Genomic DNA, 26,334 nt, shown 5'->3' on the forward strand with positions numbered 1-26,334 from the left:
GAGGGTTCCATTGCCTATTAATCTGAAAAAGGGAGCAAGAAATATGTTAAATACAATTGGTGTTATTGGTTTAGGTGTAATGGGCAGCAATATCGCTCTAAACATGGCCAATAACGGAGAGCAAGTGGCAGTATATAATTACACAAGGGACTTAACCGATAAACTGGTACAAAAACTTGATGGGCAACCCATTAACCCTTATTACGAAATCGAGGATTTTGTAAATTCCTTGGAAACACCAAGAAAAATCTTTTTAATGGTTACCGCAGGGAAAGCGATTGATTCTGTTATCTCCAGCTTGATCCCCTTCCTTGAAGAAGGTGATGTCATCATGGACGGCGGAAACTCCCATTATGAAGATACAGGAAGAAGATATGATGAACTGAAATCAAAAGGAATTGGTTATTTAGGAATTGGAATCTCAGGCGGTGAAGTCGGTGCCTTAACAGGACCTTCCATCATGCCTGGCGGAGACAAAGAAGTCTATGATAAAGCCGCTCCTATTCTTACAAAGATAGCTGCACAGGTTGACGGTGTTCCTTGCTGTGTCTATATTGGACCAAAAGGGGCAGGCCATTTCGTTAAGATGGTACATAACGGAATTGAGTATGCAGATATGCAGCTGATTGCCGAAGCCTACACCTTTTTAAGAGATAAATTAGGATTATCAGTTGAGGAAATAGCTGATATTTTTGAAGCCTGGAATCAAGGCGAGCTGAAGAGCTATTTAATCGAAATCACGGCAGACATTTTAAGGAAAAAGGATGAGCGTACAGGGCTGCCGCAAATCGATGTCATTCTGGATAAAGCAGGGCAAAAAGGAACCGGAAAATGGACCAGCCTGCAAGCCATCGATAATGGAATTCCAACCTCGATCATCACAGAATCCTTATTCGCCCGTTATATTTCTGCTTTAAAAGAAGAACGTGTGACAGCAGAAACACTCTTAACAGGTCCAGAGAAGAATCAGACAGCCCTCGAAAAAGAGGAATGGATTGAATACATCAGACAAGCTTTATATATGGGAAAAGTATGCGCCTATGCGCAAGGATTTACGCAATATAAAATGTCATCCGAACTGTATGGCTGGAATTTGCCTCTGAAGGATATCGCCCTGATTTTCCGCGACGGCTGCATCATTCGTGCGGAATTCTTAAATGTCATAAGCGAGGCCTACCAAGAGCAGCCGAATCTGGCCAATTTGTTAGTTTCTTCTTACTTTGCAGAAAGAATCAGGGATTATCAAAACGGGCTGCGTAAAATTGTCTGCGAAGGCATTCAATCCGGCATCGCTTTACCATGTTTGAGCTCATCTCTTTCCTATTACGATAGCTATCGTACAGGAACATCCAATGCGAGCATGCTGCAGGCACAGCGTGATTACTTCGGTGCCCATACGTATGAACGGACAGATTTAGAAGGAACCTTCCACACAAATTGGAATGAATAAAGCGGCGCCTGCGCTAAATCAATAGAGAAGAAAAAACGCTTGCCCCCGCCAGCTGCTGCATAGGGGGCAAGCGTTTTTAGTTTAGTCTCTTTCCAGCAGAGCAGCACCTGCGATGCCAGGATCTGTCATCTCATATGGATCGAGAATTAAATCCAGTTCTTCTTCTGTCAGCACATCATATTTCAGGCATAGCTCCCTGATTGGAGAGCCTGTTAAAATGGCTTCCCTCGCAATTCTTGATACGACTTCATAGCCGAGGTGAGGGTTTACTGCTGTGATGATGCCCACACTTTTCTCAACGTATTCCCTTAATCTCTCTTCATTGGCTTCGATTCCTTTTACACAATGCTCAGTAAACGTATTGAAAGCATTATTCATAATGCTGATCGATTGCAGAAGATTAAAGATCAGGACTGGCTCCATGACATTCAGTTCAAGCTGTCCTGCTTCTGAAGCAAGAGAGATGGTATGGTCGTTTCCGATGACCTGGAATGCCACCTGGTTAATCAGCTCCGGAAGAACAGGGTTAACTTTCCCCGGCATAATGGAAGATCCCGGCTGTCTTGCTGGAAGCGATATTTCCCCAAGGCCGGCTCTTGGGCCAGACGCCATTAGACGCAAGTCATTCGCGATTTTGGACATATTGATCATGCAAATTTTCAATGCTCCGGAAACTTCCGTGTAAGAATCCGTATTCTGCGTGGCATCTACAAGATGTTCAGCCCCTGTAAATGGCAGGCCGCTGATGTCAGCAATGTGCTTCACCACTAAATCAATGTATTTTGGGATGGCATTCAATCCCGTTCCGACTGCCGTTGCTCCCATGTTCAACTCATATAAGTGCTGTTTGGATTGCTGAATGCGCTTAATATCACGCGCAATGACACGGCTGTATGCTTCGAATTCCTGGCCTAGCCTGATTGGAACGGCATCCTGCAGATGAGTCCGTCCCATTTTAATTACATGGTTGAATTCCTTTGATTTTTCAAGAAAAACGGAATGCATATGTTCCATTGTCGGGATTAATTGATCCAGCAGATTTAATACAGAGATATGCATCGCTGTCGGGAAGGCATCATTTGTCGATTGTGACATATTGACATGGGTATTTGGGCTGCAATGAGAATAATCTCCCTTTTCATAGCCCATGATTTCAATCGCACGATTTGCAAGGATTTCATTAATATTCATATTAATGGACGTCCCGGCACCGCCCTGGATCGGGTCAACAATGACCTGATCATGCCATAGTCCTTCAATCATTTCATCGGCTGCCTGTACGATCGGGTCTCCAATGCCTGAATAAAGGCGCTTAACCTCCATATTCGCCAAGGCCGCAGCCTTTTTCACCATTGCCATTGCCTTGATTAACTCCGGATGGATCCGATAGCCTGTAATCGGAAAGTTCTCAACCGCACGAAGCGTCTGAACACCGTAATAGGCATCAACCGGAACTTCCTTAGAACCTAGAAAGTCTTTTTCAATTCTGAAGCTGTTCGTTGCTGCTAACATATACTCTTCTCCTTTATATAAACCTTTCAGATATATATAGGTTTTGTAATGACTTATCCTTCGTATTCACTATAATCCGGAAAAGAGGAATAAGCAATGGTTATGAAACAATAATAAATTGGCTATTTGGAGTGCCAACTTCACCCTTATTATTTAACTGAACTTTGCTAACTATCTCATGCAATTGACATAAACTTAAATACGACCTAATATTTAATTGCCTTAATTGAAATTGGCTTTAATGCTCGGACGCCTTTATAGGATTCTAATGGAAGGCAAGCAATTGGCTGAATTAATCATCCCTTTACACTGGAAATAGCTGCTTCCCTGATTTTAAGGGATTTATGAAGAACAAAGGAGAAAAGCAGCATGCCTAATCAATCGAGTATGAAAACAGCTGGTCCAAAAAAACGTGCTGTTTCACTGGACCTAGCCCGGGGTACGATGCTTCTGCTGATTGCACTGGCCCATGCCCCGCTCTATTTGTATACCTCTGAACCCGGGATTATGCAAAGAGTAGAGGCTATTACCTTCCTTGACCAAATAGTTAACTTTTTTGGCCAATTTTTTATTGATAATAGAGCAAGAGCGATGTTTGCCGTTTTATTCGGATATGGACTTGTTCTTGCATTTGAAAGTCGAATCTCTAAAGGAATAAGAGAAAAAGAGGCCATAAAGACGATAAGAAGGCGTTCCTGGTATTTGATTCTATTTGGGATTGTTTTGGCTGTCATCATTGGAGGCCAGGATATTCTTATGGCCTACGGGACAGCAGGGCTGCTCGTCAGCTGGCTTTTAGAACGTGAAATCAAGACACTGATTCGAACCTTTATTTTTATCACCTTATTCTATATAATTTTTGGTCCTATAATGTGGGGCTTCAACATGCTGGAAATCGGAGGCTATGGCTTCCCACCAGAGGTTTCAGCCACAGACACCTACTTTGGCACAGCTTTGATAAGCCTATTTACTTTTCCTTCTATCCCTATTCTCATTCATTTAATGTTCCCGGTACTCCCTTCCGTTCTGCTCGGCATGTGGATCGCCAGATATCAGTTATTAATCAAGCCAGAGCAGCATTTAAAAATCATTAAATTGATAACCATTTTAGGATTAACCATCTCTTTATTAGGAGCAATGCCTTTATCGCTGCTGGGGACCCTATGGCACCCCAGTCCATTTACAGCTGGATTAATGAATGGATTTCACATTTTAACAGGAATTGCAGGAGGATTGGCTTATGCTGTGATTTTCGGGATCATTGGGACCAAGGTACAAAAGCCAGGGAGTCTTACCCTTTCTTTAATGGCTTTAGGGAAGCGGTCATTAACTTTCTATGTTTGGAACGAGACAACGCTTGTCCTATTCCTGTCACCGGTGGCTCTTGATTTAGGAGGACGTGTGAGCAATGGGACTGCAGCGGTGATTGCTGTGGGCATATGGTGTCTTTCTCTACTATTGGCGTGGGGATTGGAAAAAAAGGATTTAAATGGACCATTGGAAGTTTTATTGAGGAGATTGGTGTATAGGAATAAGCAAATCCCAGGCGTTTCCCAGGAATAAAAGTTCATTTGAAAAATGCAGCTCATTAAATATCTGGATATTGTTCATTATTATCTCCTCCTAAAGTTATTGGACTCATTTTAACAAGAGAACGATATTCATTTCGTCCTCATTCTTGCTCTTATGGTCTGGATTTAAGAGGACAAAAAAGTGGAGCTGAATGCTCCACTTTTTTATCCTAATATATTGGCTAATTAGAAGAATAATGACAATATCAATGTCCAAATACAAACAAATATCAGTAATCCAAAGCTATATTTCAATGTCATTTTCGTCAAATCGGCTTCTTTTCCTGTCTCGCCAACCGCTGCTGTGGCGATGGCGATGGACTGAGGAGAGATGAGCTTTGCCATCACACCTCCAGCCGTATTGGCAGAAAGCAATAAGGAGGAGTTGGTTCCGATCACATGGCCAGCTGTCGCCTGGATCGGAGCAAATAGAGTGTTATTGTTCACGACAGATCCTGTCATGAACACCCCAATCCAGCCTAAGAGCGGGGACAGCAGCGGAAATAGGTTTCCGGTTGTCGCAACTGCCTCCCCCAGAGTGACAGTCATTCCACCGTACGTCATGAGCTTTGAAATTCCGATAATGGCACAAATCATGATAATCGGAATCCAGAACTCTGAAACAGTCTTTTTGAGAAGCTTGAATCCCTCACCCATTCTGATGCCTTTAGTGGTTGCTATTGTCGTTAGGCCGGCCATTAAGATCGCTGTTCCTGTAGCACCTATTAAACTGATGCTGACACTAAGAGAAGATCCGGGTAAACCGAAATTGATGACTGTGAATTCGAGCAAGCCACCCTCAGCGAAAAGCCCTTTAAATGCAGGGAAGCTCCATATTAAAATAAATAGGGTCAATAGATAAAATGGTGACCATGCTTTAACAATTTCACTTAATGAATGCTCTTCAAATTGACACTCTTTCCCATTGAGCAAAAAGATATTCTTTGGTTTCCACTTTTTCAGAAATAACGCTAATACACCCATTGCTAATAAGGAAGGAATAATATCAGCAAGCTCCGGGCCTATAAATATCGTAATGATTGCCTGTGTAACGGTATAAACCCCAGCTGTGATCAGGATAGCCGGGAATATTTCCTTAATTCCTTTAAACCCGTCAATGAGCCATATTAATAAAAAGGGAATGGTAAAGTTAATAATCGGCAGTGTCAGAGCTGTCATGATTGAGACATCCATGGAAGTAACCCCTGGGATTCCAAACGTATCGACAATGCCGACCGGTATTCCAATCGCACCAAAGGCACCTGAAGCACCGTTTGCTATGAGACAGAGCATCGCTGCCTGCAATGGCTTGAAGCCCAGTGACGCTAACAGTACGGCACAAATAGCAATCGGTACACCAAACCCGGCTGCCCCTTCGAGAAAGGCATTAAAACAAAATCCGATCAGTAGAAATTGAATGCGCTGGTCCTGGGAAATCCCTGCGATGCTTCCGCGCAAAATATCAAACTTGCCTGATGCCACCGAAATTTTATATAGCCACACAGCCATGACAATAATCCAGCCAATTGGCCAAATCCCTGATGCAGCACCTTGAATAACACTTCCAGCCGCTTCTCCGAATGGCAATTCAAAGATGATAAGGGCGATGAAAAAAGTGACAGCTAAGTTTATTAGCGCCGCATGAATACCCTTCATTTTTAATACCGTCAAGCAAATCAGAAATAACAGAATCGGTATGGCTGCCACCAGGGAGGAAATAGCCAGGTTATGAAAAGGATTGAACGTTTCCACTAACATATGATCTGCCCCTTTGAAACTAAGATGTCAACTCGTCATAATGCTGAAATTTGGATGTCTTTTAAGGTTTGAACAGATTTAGCAAGCTTCCTTTTTTCATCCTCGGTCAATGACAGTTCAACAATATTCTTCACACCGTTTCTTGTGATTAGAGACGGAATCCCAACAAAGACATCACGATGGCCATATTCTCCTTCTAACAACGCTCCAACCGGCAATACCACATTCTCATTTCGCAAGATGGCTTTTGTTATTCTGACTAGCCCCATCGCAATTCCATAGTAGGTTGCACCCTTTGCGTTAATAATTTCATATGCAGCATCCCGGACCTGGACAGCAATTTCTTCTTTTCTTTCCTCTGTTAATCTCTCGGCTACAGGGGTTCCAGCAATATTGGCGAAGCTCCATACCGGGAATTGAGAGTCGCCATGTTCACCGATAATATACCCATGAACACTAACGGCTGCTGTATCAAATTCTTTGCCCAATAAATATCGGAATCTGGCAGAATCAAGAATAGTTCCGGACCCAATAACTCTTTCTTTAGGCAGGCCGGAGAATTTCCAGGTTACATAAGATAAGATATCGACTGGATTTGCTGCAACTAAGAAAATCCCATTAAATCCAGAGTCCATAATGCTCTCTACAATGGATTTGAAGATTTTAACGTTTTTATTCACGAGATCCAGCCGTGTTTCTCCCGGTTTTTGTGCTGCGCCTGCACAGATCACCACTAGAGCGGCATCCTTACAATCCTTATAAGAACCATATCTAATCGTCATAGCGGTTGGTGCATAGGCAATGCCGTGGTTTAAATCCATAACATCTCCTTTTGCTTTCTCCTCATTTACATCAATAATGATTAACTCATCACATAGGCCCTGATTTAATAAGGCATACGCATAGCTGGATCCAACAGCGCCATTTCCTACTAAAACAATTTTGTTTCCTAATGTTAAATTCATAATGAGTTCCCCCAATAAGTATTTGTGAAATTATTCACATGATTTCCTAAAAAAAATCCTATTCATTCCATCTAATTTAGGTAATTGCACTTATGTGAATAAATTCACATAAACTCATAAAAAATATTGATATAATTATTTGTGAAGTTATTCACATTTAAAATATATCAGTGCTTTTGTTTTTGTGCAAGTCTTTCCTCAAAAGTTTTTTTAAAATAAAGGAGTGCCAACTCCAGGTAAGCTGCAGTATAGCGGGGGCTGGCGCGACTCCAAAATGCCAAACAGGCTGTTGCCTCCTCTAGATTGAGGACTGGTAAATACGGCTCTTCCTGCTGAGAAACGGGGTTGTGCCGGATTCACGGATATAGCCTTCTGCCTGGCCACAGCCGGCAACGGAGCAAGCTTTAGCCTGCCTATTGGAAAATCCAGGAGAAACAATTCCTCGATACGAAAATACCGGGGAAAAGCATGCCCATCTTTGCCTAAAATGAAGCGTTTGATGATAAACTCGTACCCGGAGCATATCCGTGAAGGGGAAAAAGTTCAGAATGGCTTTATGCTTCCTGTGTTCGAACCCGAGCACTGGAATCGGACTCTTTCTCCCGGTTTTCCGCCTCTTCTGTCCGAAGTTTCGCCAGGTTCGGTTTTTTTCCTTTTAAAATGAATCATTCTTCAGCACATCAGCAAGCCGGTGCAGTTCATCTGTCTGCTGAATGCGATAAATGCGCCCCTCCTTCTGTAAATAGCCTTTATCGCAAAACTGCACAAGAACATGCAGTAAATGGCGATAGGACACCCCTAGAAAATCACAGACGGACACATGTTTTTCCTTATAGACCTCCCCATCAGCGGTTTGCAGGATAAAGTCCGCCAGACGGTTTTCAAGCGGAAAGGAAAGGCTCTGGGAGTACTTTTCAGCCATTTTCGTTGCTTTCATACTTAAAAACCTGGTGAGCTCACGGAGAAAAGTCGTATCTTCAAGGAGCCTTTTGCGGCATTGATGCAAAGGAATCGCAAAACAGATTGTCTTCGTGGAGGCTTGAATCCCCTTTGTATAGTACACTTCATGCAGTAACTCCATTTCCCCGATATAATCATGGGCATTAATAAAATTAATCAAAGAAATCTTGCCATTTTGATACGTTACATAGATCTTGGCTTTACCCTCGATGACATAATACAAATAATCCGGCCTCATGCCTTCGCGAATAATCCATTCATCCCGCTTATATTCGCGTACTTCCATAAACTCCTCAATCGGAAAAGAAAATAAATGCGAAATGGAATGCTGCTCAAGGTAATGCTGCCTTTTTTCTTGTTTATAAATTTCCATTTCCCACCCCCGAAATATGAGATATCTCATATTATTGTACGAATCTTCCTGATATCATGCAAATATCGGAGGGATATTTAATGAATACACAGAGCTGGATGGGCAGACAGTTTTTCAGTTTCTTTATGACCTGGGGTGTTTTTCTGCCCTATTGGACAGGGTGGCTGATCCATATAAAAGAAATGACCGTTTCACAGGCGAGTTTGATCATGAGTCTGGGTTTGGCTGTACGGGGCCTTTCCACACTCTTTGCCTTTCCCTATTTATCAGGAAAACTCAGCAGTAAAACCCTGCTTAACGGGATGGGAATCGGCACACTGATTGCCATTCTCTGCTATATACCGGCCAATTCTTTTACAAGTCTGCTGGTAGCAACGCTGTTTTTACATTTCTTTTACCCTGCTCTGATGCCAGCATTGGATAGTGCTGCAGGCATTCTTGTACAGAGTAAGCAATTAAGAGATTACGGAAAGAGCCGCTCCTGGGGGTCAATTGGATTCGTTGTATCCGGCATGATCCTGACTTTCTTCACAGGGGCATTTGGGGATGATGCCATATTCTGGGCTCTGCTGCTCGGCATGATCGTATTCCTGTGCCTCGGCTTTATGAATACGCCGGACGTTTTATCGGAAAAACCAAAAAGCGTCCAGACAAAAGGCGCCATAAAGAAATTATTCAGCATCCAGCACTTCGGCCTGGTGCTCGTCATAGTCATTTTACTGCAGGCAGCACATGCTTCTTATTACAACTATGGCTATATTTATTTGCAGGAAATTCAGGCTCCCAAATATTTAATCGGCCTGATCATTAACATTGCCGTGATTGCAGAAATCCTATTCTTTTTCATTGCCGACCGGACTTTCCGCAAATTTTCAATCGGCTCGTTACTGGCATTGGCAGCATTGGGCTCTACCGCACGCTGGATACTCGTTTTTGCCTTTCCGCATGTGATTATGTTTACGATTGCCCAAACACTGCATGCCTTTTCATTTGCTATGGCACACTACGCTTTTATGAAATACTTAATCAAATACGTTCCCCATGAACAGGTCCCGATTACACAAGGGGTATACTCTGCACTCGCTCTTAGCTGGAGTACAGCCCTCTTCACCATTTTTGGCGGGTATTTATATGAAATGGAACCAAGATACGCGTTTATCGGGATGGTGGTTTGCACGGTACCAGCATTGGCCCTGGCGGTTATTTACAGGAAACTTGTGCATGAGAAAGAAAATAGTGCAGGGAGTTTGGCAGGTTAGCGGAGCATGCCCTTTTCGGGAATGCTCTTTTTTCGTGTTATTTAAGTGAAAAAACAGCAAGCTCCTAAGAAGCTTGCCGGCTATTTTGCCTCGAATATATATTTCCGGTATGGCTTTCGTATCGATAATATGATACCCATGAATATCATATTGGACAGCAATGAGCTTCCCCCATATGACAATAAGGGCAGTGAAATCCCCTTGACTGGCATGACCCCGATCGTCATTCCGATGTTTTGGAAGATTTGCAGGGCATACATCGCCATCGCGCCGGAGCAAAGATATAAACCAAAGGGCGATTCCGCGTGATCGCCTATTACAGCCATCCGGTACAATAGGACGAAGAATAAACTGAGAACAGCAGCAGCAGCTATAAACCCGCCTTCTTCCGCAATGGTGGCAAAGATGAAATCTGTATGCTTTTCAGGAATATAGACGGTTCCGCTGCCAAATCCATTTCCCTTTAATTCCCCGCTTCCGACTGCCAGCATGGCTTTATTCGTCTGATACGCGTGATCTGCATACTCATTTGGTGAAAGCCAGCCCAGTATCCGCTCCTGCTGGTGGGGCTTTAATAATGGAATCAGCTGATCATAGAAAACCGATGGATACTGAAAGTAGACATACAATAGGATGGCTGCGCCTGCTGCCGGGATAATGGCCGCGGCAGCAAGAATCTTCCTTTGGATGCCAGACAGAAAGAGAACGGTGGCGCTGCCGGCCAAATATAGAACGACCATGCCGGTATCTGGCTGCTGGTAGACAAATAAGGATGGGATTACCGTGGCCAAAATAACTTTGCCAATCAGCAGAAAATCAGTCCAGACCGTTCTCTCTTGATATACTAAATTATGCTGATGAGCTAACCTGGAGGTTAACAAAAGCAAAGCAATTTTAAAAAATTCCGATGGCTGTATTGAGCCAAGCAAAGGGAGGCTATACCACCTTTTCGCCCCTAAAATAGACGGTGCCACTGCTGGTGGCATAAGCGGCAAAAGAACGATGGACGTAAAACAAACAAGAAAGAAAGGCCAGGCAATTCTTTCAATCTGGTCTGCATCAAGATAAGCAACAGCCATCAGCAGACTGAACCCGATCATATAGCTGACCCCCTGCTTAAGCGCAAAGTTCTGTTCTCCGTATTGGCCGGTCCCCTGGCTGCTGTAAATAAAAAGGATGCTCAGGATGCTAAATGTACAAATAATGGACAAGACCGATTTATCGAGTCGTTTCAAAAATGTATATCCCATGTTGTAGTTCTCCTGTTAAGATCAGCCGTTATCCATTTTCTTCACTCACTGATAGGGGATCTGGTTCCTGATTCGCGGAATTCCCTTCTAAAAAGGATTGAATCGCCTCTTTATTTTTCTCAAAATCAATATCCAGCGCCAGCCCCACTCCCTCATACCTAACATCTGTATAAGAATTCTGGATTGGGACGGTCATTGTTTCAATCGTTTCGGGCCGGTGCAAAGCAACACTCTTCATAATGGCGAGAAGTTCTGCGGCTTGAAGATTTGTCTGTATATATGGCTGGGCAGTTCCAAGCAGCTTTGGCAGCTTTACCACACCATTTGCACTAAGAAGCTCGTCCTGTAACGCATTAATGACCTGCTGCTGGCGCCTTACCCGCCCAAAATCGGCCTCTGCATCCTTCCGAAAGCGGGCATACCCCAATAGTTCCTTCCCATTAAGCCTTTGCAATCCAGGCTCCAGAGAAACCCCGATGTTGGCTGACATCTTTTTCTCAACATCGATTTCAATGCCATCAGGGACAAGAGCATCCACCATTTTTTCAAAGCCTGTAAAATCGATCAAAGCATAATATTCTATATCCAAGTCAAAATCGTCTTTCAAGGTTTCACGCAGCAATTCCGGTCCGCCCAGATAGAAGGCTGTATTGATTTTGTAGTTCTTATATCCGGGTATTTCCGTGTAAATGTCCCGCATGATGGAGATGATCTTAGCCGATCCCTCCTTCGGATCATATTGTGCAACCATAATGGAGTCAGTCCGGGATTTTCCCTCATCCGGCCGGGCATCAACTCCCAGCAGCAGTACATTGACCTTGTTATCGAGACTTTTTTCCCCATTGAATTCATATTCCTGCTGCTCCGCAGATTCTGCCGTACTCACACCCGCCTGGTATTGATAGACAAAATATCCGATTGCAGCCACACACACTGCCAACAATGCTCCAGCTACTTTAAGAACTCTGCTTTTTCTTTTAAAGCGTTTTTGTCTGTTCATTTTTTCTCCATTCTTTTTTATTTGCCCCGTTTACATTTATTTTTTCAGCCCCAGTCCATTCATGACCCAATTGATCACCAGCGCATCGTCTATATAACCGACCGGAAAGACATAATCCGGAATACAGTCAACGGCCGCGATAAAGTAGAGGAGGGCACCGCCCATCAGGGCAAGCTCCAACTTCGTCCCCCTTTTAAGAGAAAACTTCTCGTATATTTCCTTTAAATAAAGAATAAAGGGGCCGATGCTTCCGACTTTTTCTACCTTCCCCTCAAACTTGTTCCTGATGATTTCCGCCCCTTCCTCAGTTTGCGAGAGTTGTTCGTATTTATCTAATTCCCGCTTCACATCTTCCAGCCGAAACTCTTTATCTACTAATTGAGTGGATTCAAGGATTACTTGAATCTCACTAATCGACTCATTCAACTCCGTCTGCTTAGGATCAACCAAATACCCTGCTGCCTCATATAATCGTGAGATCGGAACTCCAAGATTTTCCGCGAACCGCTCCAAGTGCTCCGGGGTAGCTTTTCGTTTACCATTGATAATTTTTGAGATGATCGCCGTATCGATTTCAGTCATCTGGCTGAATTTCCTCATGGATAAAGACCGTTCCTTCAGCATGTTCTTCAGCAGCTGGCCTATTTCATTGCTTTTTTCTTCCATACTCATTTTCCTTTCCAACTGAATCAAGCTTCTACCAATATACAAATAGTGTTGACAATTTGTCAACACTACTGAACTTTATCATAAAACTTTCGAGATTAAAGGAACACATTAATTCATCTATCCTCCATCTACTTAAAATATATCAGCTAGCTTCGATTGAATTGATGCTGGCAATAGTTGAAAGAACAGCCCTTCATACTTAATATCGAGCATAACGGCAATGAGTAAAATAATCATAATGAAAAGTACAATCAATGCCTTATTCTTTTTAAATATCCGTTTCAAATTGGACCGCCTCCATTGAAATAAATCCTGCAATAATTTATCTTGAATCAGAGCTTCCTCATAGGAACTCTTTGTCATTATCCTATCAATTTTCCTGAAATTCCAGCTGTCGATCGTTCTATTAATATGTTAGTTTATATACAAATTCCCCTTCGATCACCCGGCCATCAGCTTCAAAGCCGAGTTTTTCATACAATTCCTTCGCCTGATTTTTTTCAGGCTCAAAGCTTAAATAGATCGCCCTATACTCCAATCCGCTCAATCAGCTTTACCATGACCGCTTTTCCATACCCTTTTAACTGATGTATTACATCAATAATCAAGCGGTAAATCCAATATTCCTTTTCATCGTAATCCATACAATACATCGTAAAGCCCACTAACATATCATCATGATAACTCGCTAAACAAACACATTCAGTGCCACAAACGACTTCTGTTCTTCTGCAACACGCAAATCAATGACATTGAAAAAATTATGCAGGACTCTATTAGCAAATGTAATAATATAGTGAGTGGAGGGGATAGACTTGAACCAAAACAACTCAACAAACAAAATGAAAACACAAATAGGGGACGTGAAATTACAGTCACCCGCGTATTTGATGCGCCTGTTGAACTTGTGTTTGATTCTTGGACGAAAGAAGATCATCTGTCAAAATGGTGGGGACCTCAAGGTTTTACGTTAACTTTTCAAACATTCGATATGAAACCTGGCGGTACATGGCAGTTTATCATGCACGGTCCTGATGGCGTTGATTTTCCCAATACCAACGTCTTTGTTGAGGTCGTCAAACTCGAGCAAATCGTCTTCAAACATGATGTATATCCCCATTTTCTCGCCACAGCAGCCTTTGAGGATCTGGATGGCAAAACGAAACTCACTTATACCACAATTTTTGAAGAAACTTCCGCTGTATTTAAAAGGTGAAAACATATGCTGCCCCAGGTGCCGAACAGACAATGGAGCGCCTTGAGGAGCATCTGGCCTGTATGTATTAAAAATTTAGGAGTTATTTTGGGTTCTGCGAACCTGGCAAGTGCCAGGTTTTAACTAGCTCTGCTTATGGGCAGAATAAGCCTAATCTCTCTTGTAAACCTTCTAAGATTTCTTCCGGCATCTCCCTGACCTTGATATCCCCTCCGAGGAAAAGCAGCCAATTGGTCATTTCGGTCAGCTCTACTGAATTATTGACATTGATAAATGTCTTTAGAACGGCTGTCGTTTGGTAAGGATTTGTATAAGAAATGGATACTTTTAAAGGATGGTATTTTTTGAACTGGGCAATAGCCTGTGGGCCGAGTTCAAGGACAAGATTGATTACTTCCTCCTGCTTGCTTATTTTTTCTAATATGTTTTTTCTGCTTACTCTTTTGTTCACTGGATATGGTTCGACGCTGGTGAGATTGTCCACGGGGAAAATTTGTTTCTTTTCTTCCTTTAAGTCAAAGCCTTCAATCAGCCATATGCTTTTTTCACGATAAAGGTGCAAGAGATAAATGGGATAAGATCTGTTTTCCTTCTCTTCGTTGATGGTAATCAATAAATAGCTATCCAAAAGAAGGGTTTGGATGAGTTTCTCCAGCATCGGATGGGGGAGGTCCGATAGTTCAAGCAGGTCGGGATTATTGGGGTTGGTCCCTTCAAACAGCAAGATTTGATTTAAAAGAACAATGTCTTCCTGCTGGGCTTCTGAGATGAGGCCGATTAATTTTTCAGCTAAAGATTGACGGCTCTTTAGATAGGGGAGCTGAAGGTTTCTTGTAGCCATAAAGGCAATAAACAAAGCTTTGATCTCATTATCGGTAAAGCGAACAGTGGGCAAGACAGAGTTGTTCATGACAAAATAACCCCCATCTCTGCCAACTTCAGCGACAAGCGGCATTCCCATAGCTTCAATTTCCCGAATATCTCTAATAGCTGTTGAACGGGAGATGTTAAATTCCCGCATGATTTCAGAAATAGTAAAGTGGGCGCGGTTATTGATATACCGCATCATCACATTGATCCGTTCAACTTTTTTCATGGGAACCCCCTAAACAGTATCATTTTTTGACATGATTTAAAGTTATTATAAACTCATCAAGTGAAAAGATAAATCATTTGATCAATTTTTAGAGAAGGAAGGTTTTGATTATGGCAGATTATACTCTGGAAGAAAAAGAAGGCTTTACGGTATTAGGCATTGGAACTGAACTGAAGAGCGATTACACAGACTACGCCGGCATCAATAAGGAAAAGGCGGACTTTTGGCAGGCAGTTAAACAGGATGGAAGGCTTGATAAATTAAAAGCCATTTCCACAAATGAATACATTTTTACCGTTAATGAAGCGGTAAATAACAAGATGATGCATTATGCCGGCGTCATGACAGAGGAGTCGCTGCCAGAAGCATCCAGACTGATCCAATTCCCTAAAGGGGAATACCTCATTGTTAAAGGGGAAGCCGAGACAGCTGAAATGTTGAGCAATATGCTTACTGGTATGGCCTTTGGTCAAGTCTTGCCGGAGGCAACAAATGTTGCCTATGTTGGCGGGCCCAATGCAGCGGTTGAGATGGGCCAGCGAAACGGGCTAGTCTTTGGTGAAATGTGGATTCCTGTTGTTAGGAAATAAGAAATAAAGGCGGGATAGCAATGTCCTATATGGTTGATTTTAAAAATATTTCTGCTGCTGGTTTAGAGTCTTCACCAATAGCGGAAGCCCTTGCTGGTTTACGTGCGAATGAAGCCCGTTATTTCATGACTAAATATAAGCATGAATTTACTGTTGTACCAGCCAGCGAAAGCCAGGAAACCCTTGATTATGTAAACCATATCTTGAAAAAAGAACGTGATATAGAGTTTGCAGCCAAACCTTTAGAAACGTCGCAATTTCAAGTCGAAAATATCAAATGGACCTACGTCTTTTACGAGGATGGTCTTAGTGTGAACGTCATGTATACGGTTGATGATCCTAAGAAACGTGCTGTTGGTTTTAAGCTTTCTGAGGGGATGGAAGTACCAAAGGAGCTAGAAGGGAAGTTTAAGTTTGCCAGGCGGAAGTCTAAGCTGGCGGGGGTTATTCGGGGGTCGTTTTTTGTTGTTAAAGGGGAGTATTAGGGTTAGAAATAATTCAACACTAAGGACAATATAACAATGATACAGACAAATACATGCAGGCAATCACAAACAGCACCCTCTTCATCGTATTAGGGGGTGCTGTTACTTTTTCGTAAAGTACAGAGTGCATAACATTATTGAATAGTTAGATTTTATAATATATGCTGTTACAGAAAATATACCGGAAAGGAGGATAAGTAATACAACCATAATGGGTATTAATATGTTTGCTTTTATTCTTATAAAGAAAAAAATGATTATTATACTGATAAAAAAGCATTCATAATTAATATATTTTCTATAATTAGTTATCCTCCCGATTGTATATATTTTAGTCCGGGTTTAAGTATTTCTGTTTGTCATATTTCTTCTTTTATTTGTAATCATTTCTAGGCCCTGCATCCATTACAACCTCTACCATATTGGAAGGCCCCATTCTGAGTTTAGGTCTATACTCAGAATCTGGTAAACTGTACAGCTCCAATGGACTTATGATTACTCCATCTTGCGTATTATGGAGGATTCCGGGCACGCAGGTATAAATGCGGTCATCATTGTTGGCATTTTTGGCTGATATCGTAACGGAGGTGCCGTTATGATTATCGATACTCATGGACACTTTGTATCTGTAGAAAGAACCCGTTCCATTAGACTGGGCAGAATAAACGACAGGCACGACTGCCAGGATATCATTATTCAGCCTCAATTTAATTACTTCTGTCTTCGTTGAACTGTAATCTCTTCTAACATCCCCCATATGTTCAACTGCTCCGTTTGCAAAACTTCTAAGTGGAGGTGTGCTGCTTGCACCAAACATTGCGACATCGATCTGCCTGCCATCCTTTGTATAAACCAGAGCATAGATATCATAATCTGTTCCAGTTTTCCAAGATACCGTGGCTGTAATCGTTGGTGTTTTTTCAATGATCACCGGCTTTTGACCTTTGTCGAGACTGATTGTGCCCTTCACCTTTTCAAGAGTGATCGCGTTTTGGAAATTTTTGTTTTCGGCAGTAACAGGAAGAGACTGAACGGTCTTATTTTCAGCAGGCTTATTTTCCTCAGTGGAATCAATTTCCACACCGTAATTTTCACATAACCCTTCAAGCCCGGATTCAAATCCGCGCCAGATTGATTTTGCCTTTATCTGACCATTCCTTACATATAATTCTAAAACCACAATCCCATTTTCCTTTGTAAAACTCGATGGTGTTAACTCGATGGTCGTATGACCCGTACATATATCTGCTTTTAAATTCCTTACATTCGAGAACCCCATGTGGTTATCCTCTGTCAGAGTAATCGCTATTTTATGAATGCCTGCAGGGACTTTACTCATATCAAATTGAATAGTATGTACTTTCCTATTCCCTTTATTATCAGCCGGCAATAGAGCCGCTGCACCAGATGGGCTCTTTGGCTGGTTATAAAAAATAATCCCGCTGTCTCCTTGTACCTTATCTGGATCCGTTAAAAGGAAAGCAGTTAAGGAAATATCGATCAAATGAGACATATCGTAGCTAACAGTAATATAACCATTTGGGGAACTTAACACTGTATTTCCCCCCATTTGCAGCATTGAATTCAATTAAACCACTCCTGTTTCTCTATTTAAAAATAGTTGCAGATCCTTTATATTAAAATAATAATCTCACTGTAAATTATACCATTTTATTGAAACCATATAGGTGAAAACTACTGCAAATTAAAAAGCAGCCACAATATAGCAGCTGCTTCGAAAAGAGGTTCCAGAGCAGGTCAGGCACCTTTTTTTTGCGTTTCCCATTTTTATAGTTTCGGATACACGACGGTTCCATCTTCTTCAATGATTGGCATGGCTCCCCACTTCCCCAATTCATGAGGGACAATCTTCAGATTCCCCTTGGAGTCAGGAATGAGATGGCGCACATCCCATCCATTTGCCTGCAGCCAGTTGCTGATGAGAAGGCGGTGGCATCTTGCCGGATGATATTCTGAACACATATAGACGAGCGTCGTTGCTGCGGCCTGTTCCTTGAGCTGTTCCAAAGCATACTGAAAATCATCCGTCAGTGTATAATCCGCATAGTTGTGAAACGAGCGGTTATTCCATCCTTCATTCAATTGCTCCCCTACCTGGCCCGACATATTCCTTCTCCCGCCAAGACCGGGAAAATGGCGATAATGAATCCCCGCTTCTTTCAGCCACTGGGACATGTTTTCTTTTTTAAAGTGTGAATTCCTGCGGCTTGCAGGAAATGCCCGGACATCTGCCACAAAGCTAATTTCAGCTGCTCCCAGAAACTGTAAAAATTGTTCGATCGAATGGTTATAATGTCCAATCGTATAGACTTTCATGATCATCTCCCCCTTAAAACTCTATTTCGGGCGGCCCTTGGAAAGCGAGTGCCACGGAGTTAAGAGATAATATGGCTGCACGCTGAGTACAAAGTACATGTTGCTTCAGCCATAATTCTTCTGATGCTCTTTTTTTCGCTTAAGATAATCCTCATCCTCTCGCGCGAGCTTCCATTTTTCCATAAAGATGGACGCTGATTCTGCCTTCTCCGGATCATTCTGCCTTTCGTTTACCTTGCCATTCTCATCATATTTTTTTCCGCCTATGTAATTCGTGTACCGGCGGGCTCTTGTATATCCCATCTGCAGAAATTTTCTTGCCATGTCCATACCGACAAAATCTTCCTTCTCCTTATAATCGAGAAACATTTGATAGATTTTATCAGATGACTCTTCAGCAATTTCCAGATTCTTAAATCGCCAATACTTCAGGATTTCACTCTTATAAGGCTCCACCAGCAACACCCCCTGTTCTCCTCTGCCAACCCTATACAGTTCAGGATTTTTGCGAAAATCTATGTTGTCAAAGTCCAAATCGTAATCGAAAGCCATGCCTGTCACCCTTTTTATTTTGGGTTTACCCTTGGCAGTCTTTTTGCATGCAAAATAAAGTTATTTAGTACTTTCAGGAAGCAAAGGGGTGGTTCTCGTTTTCATTCCGCGTCCTGGATCAGGAAAACATATGAGAAAGTCCTTTCTTTCCCAGTTGAGCTATTTTAATTAATTCCCTTCTATTTCTTTGGGGTTTTTTTGTGGGAGTATAGCTCAAAAGGGGATTGCTGGTCTCGCGGATTCCTGCAAGCAAGGAATCTACTTCAAGAACTTTCACGCTTCCATTTTATTCTATTTTTGTCTTAAAGGACTCGGGCAATTAGTTGAATAGGAATTTTGGCATGAAGTGGTGTAAAAAGTTCCTTGGAAATTGTTTGTTCCTCTAAATATGCTGTAGTCATCATTGATCCCGACATAAGTTATGAGAGTGGCAAGGTAATTCAAACTTGCCATAACAGCCCAATCTTAATAAAACTCTAGCTAAAAATAATTTGGAGCAGGCACAAGCAGTAGCTGACCAAATTATACGCAATACTTATCGGACTCTTATGAGCAGAGGACAAAAAGGATGTTTTGTATTTTGTTCTGATCCTTAGTTGAATGCTTACTTTAAAGAGCAGTTGAAGCTAACAAGAACATACAATGATGTTCTACTGGAAGAGTATTGAAAGTGGATGAGGATCGGGAGGTTTATTAGAAAGAGAAATAAAAAAATAGAAAAAGTGCCTTTTCCCTTTATAACATCTAGGTTGGACACTTTTTTTATTGTTATTACTTCTGTAAGGTTCACCGGACCTTTTTTAAATTCTTCAGCCTTTTATTATTTATTCCCACGTTATGGTGTCGCTGCGGAGGAAGCAGCTGCCTGGTCAGCCTTCACACAATCAATTGCAACAACGAGTGCAACTATGATAGCTTCCATCTCTTCCTCTAAAATTTGAACCTTGTAGCTGTCGCCCCAAGTAAACCATTCCTTGCTCACTTCCCCAACAACTTCGCCATGCAGTAATACCTGAAAATCCATGTCCCACCAATTACCATGTACTTCAATGCCTGCCGCATCAATCGTATATCGCGCTTTAAAGAAGGATAACTCCTTCTTAATCGTCAGCACCTCTCGACCATTTACCTCAACAAAAAATTTCGGTAAAAAGCTAAACACCTTTTTCGTAATGAGGGCTATTTCACCTCTTGCTGTATTCATAATGGAGAACGTCTTAGGAATTTTCATAAAACTTCCCTCTACGTAATATACATCGTTCTCCTGCTGATCCTTTACTGTAAATTTGCCACTAAGACTGAATACTTTCTGCTTTATATAAAGCTGCCTCACTTTATGACCCCCTTTTATATAACCTATTACAAATTAGTATAATCTTGTTCTAATTGATATGAAACATCAAAAAGGGAACTCCATGTAACTAATCGGATTTCGAAAAACCGTACCTGCTTATGGTACGGTTTCCTTCATTATATGAGGTTTGTGAGCGATGAGTACTCTCTACTAGAACAACTGAGAACACCATTTTCCTTTGCCTTAAAAACAACTTTTTCGCCTTCCGGTAACTTGATCGAACACCATTGACCATAATTGTTAGTACCACATCTTCTTTTTAGTAAAATCATAGATTTTAAACGCAAAATAATTAACGCAGTACCATTTGTTATAATCAAGTTAAACATTATGTTTGTGATCTTTATTTTAAGACATAGAAGAAATAGCCATAGATTAAAAGGATTTTATTTTGAAATTTGTCTGCCTCTTACAAGTATTATGATTTGTAAGACGGCGGAATGCGCAGCCATTTATTCTGCTCTAAGTATTGTTTTACCTGTAATCCTGCAAGTGTCTTCTTCATTATTATCTTTGAAAACAACAGTCCAACATCTGCCCGAATGGATTCAGTGAGTCCTCTAGCGGCATATGTAACTCCTGAAGCTAAATTATATGACATTAAATTTGCAAGTTCCTCATCGTTTAATTTAGCACCCTCAGGCAGATTCTGAAAATCTCCCACTGGTTTTTCTGGAGTGCTTTGTGGAAGCGGGACTCCTTCCTTTGTTAAAAAATCTCTTATTTCATTCCTTATTGGAATATGTAAATTATTTTTCATATCAAGGATAATTCTTTTTAATTCCTCATCTTCGCTGAGATTGTAACCCAATTCCTCATTACGCAATGTCGTTTCAGTACCTAATAAGAAAAACCATAAATTCGTTACTTCCATTACATTTAAAGGCTTTTTTTCTCCGTCTAAAAATGGTTCGAATGTGTCATGAATCAATTCAAATAGTTTCATCAGAAAAATCCTCCTGACATACTAATTTCTATAGTAGTATCATGACCATTCGCCTAGAATAAATACTAGTTATAATATTTCTCAAACAGTTTTTCAGCTGTGCGTGTGGCTAATGCCTGTGTAGTAAGAGTTGGGTTAATCCCGCCTAAACTGTTAACATGCACACTATTATCAACGATAAATAATTTCTTTACCTGATATGCTTCGCAATTACAATCAACTACAAACCCCATTCTCATCGTACTTTCCAAATGAATCATCATACCTGCTGGCCAATTAGATGAGATAATTTGTTTGGCACCTGCCTTATACAAAATATCATTGGCTATTTTAATTAATTCCCTTCTATTTCTTTGGGATCTTTTTGTGGGAGTATAGCTCAAAAGGGGGACTGAACCGTGTTCATCACTAATCGTAGAATGAAGTTTAACTCCATTTTTTTGATCAACCTCATCATCTGTCATGATTAGTATATTTAACGATCTCCGATAACTTATCATCAGGTTTCTTAATTTATTTCCAACAATATGATTATGAAAATTCGATTTAGGATGTTCCGTTTGATATATATTCCAGCCAAATTGACTAATACCATAAGAAAGAGAAGCTGTTAGACCTGGGCTCATCCCAACAGACTGCAAAGAACCTAAGCCTGGAAAATCCAGCCGTGCACCAGATGTATGTCCAACAAATGGATTTATATCACGTTCGCCTATGCTGGAAATGAGTTCCTTTTCATCAAAAATTCCGGTAATCCAGTCCATGTAATGGTTGGTCAAACCTCTCCCGACCCAGGGGTTTTGAGGAAGATTTGAATTTAACCAAAGCCTCGGACTTTCTATGCTGCCTCCTGCAAGAACGATAACTTTCGCCTTTAGTTCTTCCTCTTCTCCAGTCCATGTATCTCTAATCCGGACTCCGGTGGCATGTAACTCTCGCAAATGACTGGAATCTGTTACTATTTTTGTTGTAAAGGTATTTGGTCTGATCGTTACATTCCCAGTACCCAAAGCCAATGGTATGTAACTAACGGCTGTTGACCGTTTTGCTACCTTATCTACGGAAGGTCCATGTGGGCATCCATTTATACAGTGGCCACAGAGTGTGCATCCTTCCATCCACGATAATTGCTCAAGTGAAACATGTAAATTATTAAGATTTTTATTTACAGGTAAGATTGCGTTAGGCTGAGGCCGAATGCATGGAGTAGTCACATTAAGGGTAGGATTTAGCTGCCAGCCTGCTCTTTTTGCTCCATAATAAAAAATTTCTTCCTTTGCGGTTGTTGGTGCAAAGCTAACCGGTAATGTGTCTTCTACCTTTTCATAATAAGGAATGAGTTCACGATAGGAGATTGGCCAAAATTGATCAATTGCTGACGGATAAGCACGAGGAGAATTAGCTGTATAATGTTGTGTAGACCCTCCTACACCGGCACTTTGCCATATCAGTTGCTTTTGTGTCGTTAATCGAACCCATGGTGCACGACTTCTTTTTGCTGGTCCCCATCGAAACCTGCCTGTAACCAAATTATTCATATTATCTTCACACTTGTTTAACAATCGCCTATAGAGATGAATATCTAAGTCATTTATATCGAAACTTTCTTTTGCGCCAGATTGGAAATTCGGATTAGGCCACTTTTTATTTCCGTACCATGGACCTGCTTCTATTATCAAAACCTTTAAACCCTTTTCCCCAAGCTCTTTTGCAATAACAGCTCCACCACCTCCTGCACCAATAACAATAACATCTGGATTAGTCATGATGAATTCCCCCTCTATTTAGATCATCAATAAAAACCACGCATATTTCGGTATCCAAAAGCTGGTCCTGGATAATTTGTTTGAGTCCACCCAATTGGAAAATACTCTATGAACCTACAGTCAGGTCGATCTAAACGAGTTGCTCCATATCCTGTCCATTCGGAATAATAGCCAAATAACGTTAGCTGGGTTAGAGTATTTTTCATACTTTGCGTCAAACCTGGATTTTTTGTAAAAGGTTCTGGTAAGCTCACCAAAGGAATTTCCAATCTTTCCAATAAATCGATCGCCATTAGCCGGTCACTACGTTTAAGATTGGCAAAATTTCCTTTCCTAGGAGATGTACAAGTATCGTAGAAACACTCCACTCTCCCTGTCCGCACAAGTTGGAAAGCAGCCACGTCTAATAAGTTAGCTGTTGATTTTGAAAAAGGGATACTTCCTCCTTGATTCATTGTAGAAGGAAGAGTTTGATCCAATACAACTATGACATACTCATGGATCAACCCATCCATTACAGAGCACTGAAGAATGGAATCCACTACAGCGTGAAAGGTTATCCTTATATGAGCATCCTGAATTCCACTGGATAATGGTTTTATTTTTGCGCTCCCCCTTAAAAAGAAAAATTTTCATCTTCTCTATCCTTATTTGGGCAATTGGAGGTTTAGAATAAATTAAATTGAGACAAGTTAGGAATAGTCTCTCTAAAGGCATTAGTAAGATCAATTCCCCAGCAGGGAATCAATCCAATTACATCCGTCGCTGCAAGTGCCTCAATTGACCCTAATCCATGACACATAGAGCCTTCTTTTATTTTTATCCTTTACCTTTTAGATGCAAAAAAAGGTAAGGGATACTTCCCTAACCTCTGCTCAGGTGAATGGCCTCACGACACTACAAATAAAAACCTGCTTATATGATATGGTTCACTTTGCATTTATGGTAAAGCTTCCTAAAGTTCATGCTACCTTAATAATGAATACACTTGATATCCCATATAAATAGCCATAGCCCATATAATGAGAGCGGAAGCTTGATTCATATGTTTTAAGAATTGACCATTTTTATCAAATTGACCAATCTTTCTGCCAGAAATCGCTAAGGAAAAGAACCAGATCCAAGAAATCATTATGCAAGCCACGGTAAACACCCATTTCTCATATCCTGTATAAGCCAATGAACTAGTTCCTATAACTCCAATAGTGTCCATAATAGCATGAGGATTAAGTAGTGAGACAGAAGCAGCAAAAGCAACCTGACGACGTGCAGAAAAACGGTCTCGTTCTTGATTAGCGTTTATTTCGGGCGTGTTTTTCCACATAATCCAACCCATATAGGCTAAAAAAAAGAATCCAACTAAAAATAACAAAATCTTTAACCATTCAAAACTAAAAACAATAATGGATACCCCGGCCACAGCTAAATAAATAAGAATTGTATCACAAACTCCTGCTGTAATAATTGCAGGTAAGGCATTGATGAATTTTTTGTGTGTCGCTCCTTGATTAAATACAAATACATTTTGAACTCCTAAAGGTAAAATTAATCCAAATGCCAATATCATTCCATGAAATAATGGTTCCATTATGATTCCCCCTATTCTTATCTAGAATAGCGAAGGATGACCATTATGTCTCCAACCAATTGGATGGGATATTTTCCAACCATTTTGATATAATCGAAAAAAATGATTGGAGCTAGTCTATGACTGAAATAGAGTGGAAACCACAAAAAACTTCATCCATTCCTTTACATCAGCAAATATCTGATTTTATGAAAAAGAAAATAATGAACGGTGAATGGACAATAGGGACAAAAATACCACCACAAAGAAATTTAGCAAAACGATTCCAGGTAAATCGCAGTACAATTGTAATTGCACTTGAAGAACTGACTGCCGATGGACTAATTGAATCTAAGGTTGGCAGCGGTACCAGGGTGATTAACAATACATGGAGCCTGCTTGCTTCAACTACTCCTCCAGATTGGATCAGTTATGTAAAATCCGGTATTCATAAACCAAATATAACGATCATCCAAGAAATTAATAAGGCCGAAGCAGACCCTAATATGATTAGGCTTGGAACAGGAGAACTTTCACCAGACTTGTTACCCAACAAAAAAATGGGGCAAATACTGCAAATGGATAATGAACAGTCTTTATCTCTTGGATACATGGAGCCTAAAGGAAGTCTATCTTTACGTAAAACGGTAAGTGCATATTTAAGAACAAAAGGAATTAAAGCGTCACCCGAATCAATTTTAATTGTTTCTGGAGGACTCCAAGCCTTGCAATTGATATCAATTGGATTATTAAAAAGAGGATCAACAATACTTCATGAATCACCATCCTATTTGAACTCAGTACACGTATTCCAATCGGCTGGAATGAACTTATTGGGTATCCCCCTTGACAAAGAAGGAATTAAATGTGAATCAATTGGACGTATGAAGCGACAACATCATGCAGCTTTACTCTATACGATACCCACTTTTCACAATCCAACCGGCACATTAATGTCTGAAAAAAGGCGGCTCGAATTAATAAAGGTTTGTCAAAGGGAGTCTATCCCTATCATTGAGGATGATGTTTATGGTGATTTATGGTTTGAAAACCCTCCTCCAAATCCTTTGAAAGCCAATGACACACAAGGAAATGTCCTGTATATAGGAAGCATGTCCAAAACATTGAGCCCCGGTTTACGAATCGGTTGGATTGTGGGACCTGAGCCAGTCATAGAACGTTTGGCAGATATAAAAATGCAAACAGATTACGGGTCTAGTTCCTTATCACAATATGCTGTAGACAAATGGCTTCGTAGTGGTATGTATGAGGATTTCTTAAAGGAAACAAAAGAGGAATTAAAACTCAGAAGGGATTTCACTATTCAAATTTTAAAGAAACATTTTTCTGAGATAGCAACATGGAGCATCCCAAAAGGCGGCTTTTATATCTGGCTTACATTACTAACAGGCGTTTCCACCCGAAAGCTATTTGACGCAGCCCTTCGGGAAGGAATTTTATTAAATCCAGGAAATGTGTATGATAATAATGATGATCGGCACCTTCGTATTTCCTATTCATATGCTTCAATGGATCAACTAGAAGAAGGGCTGGTTTATTTAGCACAGCTTATTAAAAATTCTTCTATGAATTAATTTTATTGAGGATACCGTAATAACGGTATCCTTATTTTGATAAACTCCTATATAATAAGGGTT

At 41.0% G+C, this 26,334-nt stretch carries 25 protein-coding genes and 1 pseudogene; 8 read left to right on the forward strand and 18 right to left on the reverse strand.

The window, feature by feature from the left end; translation table 11 throughout:
- The first annotated feature begins 43 nt into the window (after window positions 1-43).
- Entirely contained in the window at window positions 44-1,450 is a 1,407-nt protein-coding gene (gnd, locus tag DFO72_RS15115) for a decarboxylating NADP(+)-dependent phosphogluconate dehydrogenase (RefSeq protein WP_113882470.1), read from the forward strand.
- A gap of 81 nt (window positions 1,451-1,531) precedes the next feature.
- Here the strand turns inward: gnd and aspA are convergent, their stop codons facing one another.
- Window positions 1,532-2,962 carry an aspartate ammonia-lyase gene (gene aspA / locus DFO72_RS15120; RefSeq protein WP_113882471.1) on the reverse strand — a complete coding sequence of 477 codons (1,431 nt, stop codon included), beginning with the start codon at window positions 2,960-2,962 and terminating at the stop codon, window positions 1,532-1,534.
- A 369-nt stretch (window positions 2,963-3,331) separates the two neighbouring features.
- Between aspA and DFO72_RS15125 the strand changes: the two genes are divergently transcribed.
- Window positions 3,332-4,525 carry a DUF418 domain-containing protein gene (locus DFO72_RS15125; RefSeq protein ID WP_113882472.1) on the forward strand — a complete coding sequence of 398 codons (1,194 nt, stop codon included), beginning with the start codon at window positions 3,332-3,334 and terminating at the stop codon, window positions 4,523-4,525.
- Between the two features lie 194 nt (window positions 4,526-4,719).
- Here the strand turns inward: DFO72_RS15125 and DFO72_RS15135 are convergent, their stop codons facing one another.
- The 3 genes from DFO72_RS15135 to yeiL form a co-directional block, all read right to left on the reverse strand.
- On the reverse strand, window positions 4,720-6,291 hold the full coding sequence (locus DFO72_RS15135) for an L-lactate permease (protein WP_113882473.1): 1,572 nt from the start codon (window positions 6,289-6,291) through the stop codon (window positions 4,720-4,722).
- Between the two features lie 35 nt (window positions 6,292-6,326).
- The gene (locus tag DFO72_RS15140; protein WP_113882474.1) at window positions 6,327-7,256 is read right to left on the reverse strand and encodes an L-lactate dehydrogenase; all 930 of its coding nucleotides are present in this window, start codon (window positions 7,254-7,256) and stop codon (window positions 6,327-6,329) included.
- Window positions 7,257-7,911: 655 nt separating this feature from the next.
- Window positions 7,912-8,589 (reverse strand): transcriptional regulator YeiL, encoded by a 678-nt coding sequence (gene yeiL, locus DFO72_RS15145; RefSeq protein WP_113882475.1) that lies wholly within the window; start codon window positions 8,587-8,589, stop codon window positions 7,912-7,914.
- Window positions 8,590-8,669: 80 nt separating this feature from the next.
- Between yeiL and DFO72_RS15150 the strand changes: the two genes are divergently transcribed.
- On the forward strand, window positions 8,670-9,848 hold the full coding sequence (locus DFO72_RS15150; protein WP_113882476.1) for an MFS transporter: 1,179 nt from the start codon (window positions 8,670-8,672) through the stop codon (window positions 9,846-9,848).
- 80 nt (window positions 9,849-9,928) lie between these two features.
- On the opposite strand, the gene DFO72_RS15155 is transcribed toward DFO72_RS15150, so the two are convergent.
- From DFO72_RS15155 to DFO72_RS30000, 5 genes are all read right to left on the reverse strand, one after another.
- Window positions 9,929-11,098, reverse strand: coding sequence for an FtsW/RodA/SpoVE family cell cycle protein (locus tag DFO72_RS15155; protein ID WP_113882477.1), 1,170 nt, complete (start codon window positions 11,096-11,098; stop codon window positions 9,929-9,931).
- Window positions 11,099-11,126: 28 nt separating this feature from the next.
- Complete coding sequence (locus tag DFO72_RS15160) at window positions 11,127-12,098, reverse strand: LCP family protein (protein WP_113882478.1); 972 nt, start codon at window positions 12,096-12,098, stop codon at window positions 11,127-11,129.
- A 36-nt stretch (window positions 12,099-12,134) separates the two neighbouring features.
- Window positions 12,135-12,770 (reverse strand): helix-turn-helix domain-containing protein, encoded by a 636-nt coding sequence (locus tag DFO72_RS15165; protein ID WP_166672493.1) that lies wholly within the window; start codon window positions 12,768-12,770, stop codon window positions 12,135-12,137.
- 129 nt (window positions 12,771-12,899) lie between these two features.
- Complete coding sequence (locus DFO72_RS29505) at window positions 12,900-13,052, reverse strand: hypothetical protein (protein ID WP_166672494.1); 153 nt, start codon at window positions 13,050-13,052, stop codon at window positions 12,900-12,902.
- A gap of 242 nt (window positions 13,053-13,294) precedes the next feature.
- Window positions 13,295-13,411, reverse strand: coding sequence for a hypothetical protein (locus DFO72_RS30000; protein WP_347876534.1), 117 nt, complete (start codon window positions 13,409-13,411; stop codon window positions 13,295-13,297).
- 171 nt (window positions 13,412-13,582) lie between these two features.
- Here DFO72_RS30000 and DFO72_RS15175 point away from each other — a divergent pair.
- Window positions 13,583-14,054 (forward strand): annotated as a pseudogene (locus tag DFO72_RS15175) (SRPBCC family protein).
- A 62-nt stretch (window positions 14,055-14,116) separates the two neighbouring features.
- Here the strand turns inward: DFO72_RS15175 and DFO72_RS15180 are convergent.
- Window positions 14,117-15,079, reverse strand: a complete 963-nt coding sequence (locus DFO72_RS15180; RefSeq protein ID WP_113882481.1) for a helix-turn-helix transcriptional regulator — start codon at window positions 15,077-15,079, stop codon at window positions 14,117-14,119.
- A gap of 110 nt (window positions 15,080-15,189) precedes the next feature.
- Between DFO72_RS15180 and DFO72_RS15185 the strand changes: the two genes are divergently transcribed.
- Both DFO72_RS15185 and DFO72_RS15190 read left to right on the forward strand, forming a co-directional pair.
- Window positions 15,190-15,669, forward strand: a complete 480-nt coding sequence (locus tag DFO72_RS15185; RefSeq protein WP_113882482.1) for a GyrI-like domain-containing protein — start codon at window positions 15,190-15,192, stop codon at window positions 15,667-15,669.
- A gap of 20 nt (window positions 15,670-15,689) precedes the next feature.
- A complete protein-coding gene (locus DFO72_RS15190; protein ID WP_113882483.1) occupies window positions 15,690-16,154 on the forward strand; it encodes a phage tail protein in 465 nt (154 codons plus the stop codon).
- Between the two features lie 373 nt (window positions 16,155-16,527).
- Here the strand turns inward: DFO72_RS15190 and DFO72_RS15195 are convergent, their stop codons facing one another.
- From DFO72_RS15195 to DFO72_RS15205, 3 genes are all read right to left on the reverse strand, one after another.
- Window positions 16,528-17,742: a TerD family protein gene (locus tag DFO72_RS15195; protein WP_113882484.1), complete on the reverse strand. Its 1,215-nt coding sequence runs from the start codon at window positions 17,740-17,742 to the stop codon at window positions 16,528-16,530.
- A gap of 200 nt (window positions 17,743-17,942) precedes the next feature.
- On the reverse strand, window positions 17,943-18,491 hold the full coding sequence (locus DFO72_RS15200; protein ID WP_113882485.1) for a DUF488 domain-containing protein: 549 nt from the start codon (window positions 18,489-18,491) through the stop codon (window positions 17,943-17,945).
- 105 nt (window positions 18,492-18,596) lie between these two features.
- Complete coding sequence (locus DFO72_RS15205; protein ID WP_113882486.1) at window positions 18,597-19,043, reverse strand: DUF4385 domain-containing protein; 447 nt, start codon at window positions 19,041-19,043, stop codon at window positions 18,597-18,599.
- A 491-nt stretch (window positions 19,044-19,534) separates the two neighbouring features.
- Here DFO72_RS15205 and DFO72_RS30720 point away from each other — a divergent pair, with 491 nt between their 5' ends.
- On the forward strand, window positions 19,535-19,639 hold the full coding sequence (locus DFO72_RS30720; RefSeq protein WP_113882487.1) for a DNA/RNA helicase domain-containing protein: 105 nt from the start codon (window positions 19,535-19,537) through the stop codon (window positions 19,637-19,639).
- 239 nt (window positions 19,640-19,878) lie between these two features.
- On the opposite strand, the gene DFO72_RS15215 is transcribed toward DFO72_RS30720, so the two are convergent.
- The 5 genes from DFO72_RS15215 to DFO72_RS15235 all read right to left on the reverse strand — a co-directional run bounded on the left by DFO72_RS15215 (window position 19,879) and on the right by DFO72_RS15235 (window position 24,697).
- The gene (locus DFO72_RS15215; protein WP_113882488.1) at window positions 19,879-20,376 is read right to left on the reverse strand and encodes an LURP-one-related/scramblase family protein; all 498 of its coding nucleotides are present in this window, start codon (window positions 20,374-20,376) and stop codon (window positions 19,879-19,881) included.
- Between the two features lie 439 nt (window positions 20,377-20,815).
- The gene (locus tag DFO72_RS15220; protein ID WP_113882489.1) at window positions 20,816-21,343 is read right to left on the reverse strand and encodes a DUF3231 family protein; all 528 of its coding nucleotides are present in this window, start codon (window positions 21,341-21,343) and stop codon (window positions 20,816-20,818) included.
- Window positions 21,344-21,408: 65 nt separating this feature from the next.
- On the reverse strand, window positions 21,409-23,109 hold the full coding sequence (locus tag DFO72_RS15225; RefSeq protein WP_113882490.1) for a GMC family oxidoreductase N-terminal domain-containing protein: 1,701 nt from the start codon (window positions 23,107-23,109) through the stop codon (window positions 21,409-21,411).
- A 26-nt stretch (window positions 23,110-23,135) separates the two neighbouring features.
- Window positions 23,136-23,624 (reverse strand): hypothetical protein, encoded by a 489-nt coding sequence (locus tag DFO72_RS15230; protein ID WP_134177262.1) that lies wholly within the window; start codon window positions 23,622-23,624, stop codon window positions 23,136-23,138.
- A gap of 452 nt (window positions 23,625-24,076) precedes the next feature.
- Window positions 24,077-24,697: a LysE/ArgO family amino acid transporter gene (locus DFO72_RS15235; RefSeq protein WP_113882492.1), complete on the reverse strand. Its 621-nt coding sequence runs from the start codon at window positions 24,695-24,697 to the stop codon at window positions 24,077-24,079.
- Between the two features lie 119 nt (window positions 24,698-24,816).
- On the opposite strand from DFO72_RS15235, the gene DFO72_RS15240 reads away from it, so the two are divergent.
- Window positions 24,817-26,271 (forward strand): PLP-dependent aminotransferase family protein, encoded by a 1,455-nt coding sequence (locus tag DFO72_RS15240; protein WP_113882493.1) that lies wholly within the window; start codon window positions 24,817-24,819, stop codon window positions 26,269-26,271.
- Window positions 26,272-26,334 lie beyond the last annotated feature (63 nt).

Source organism: Cytobacillus oceanisediminis (assembly GCF_004366035.1).
Taxonomy (GTDB): domain Bacteria; phylum Bacillota; class Bacilli; order Bacillales; family Cytobacillaceae; genus Cytobacillus; species Cytobacillus oceanisediminis_C.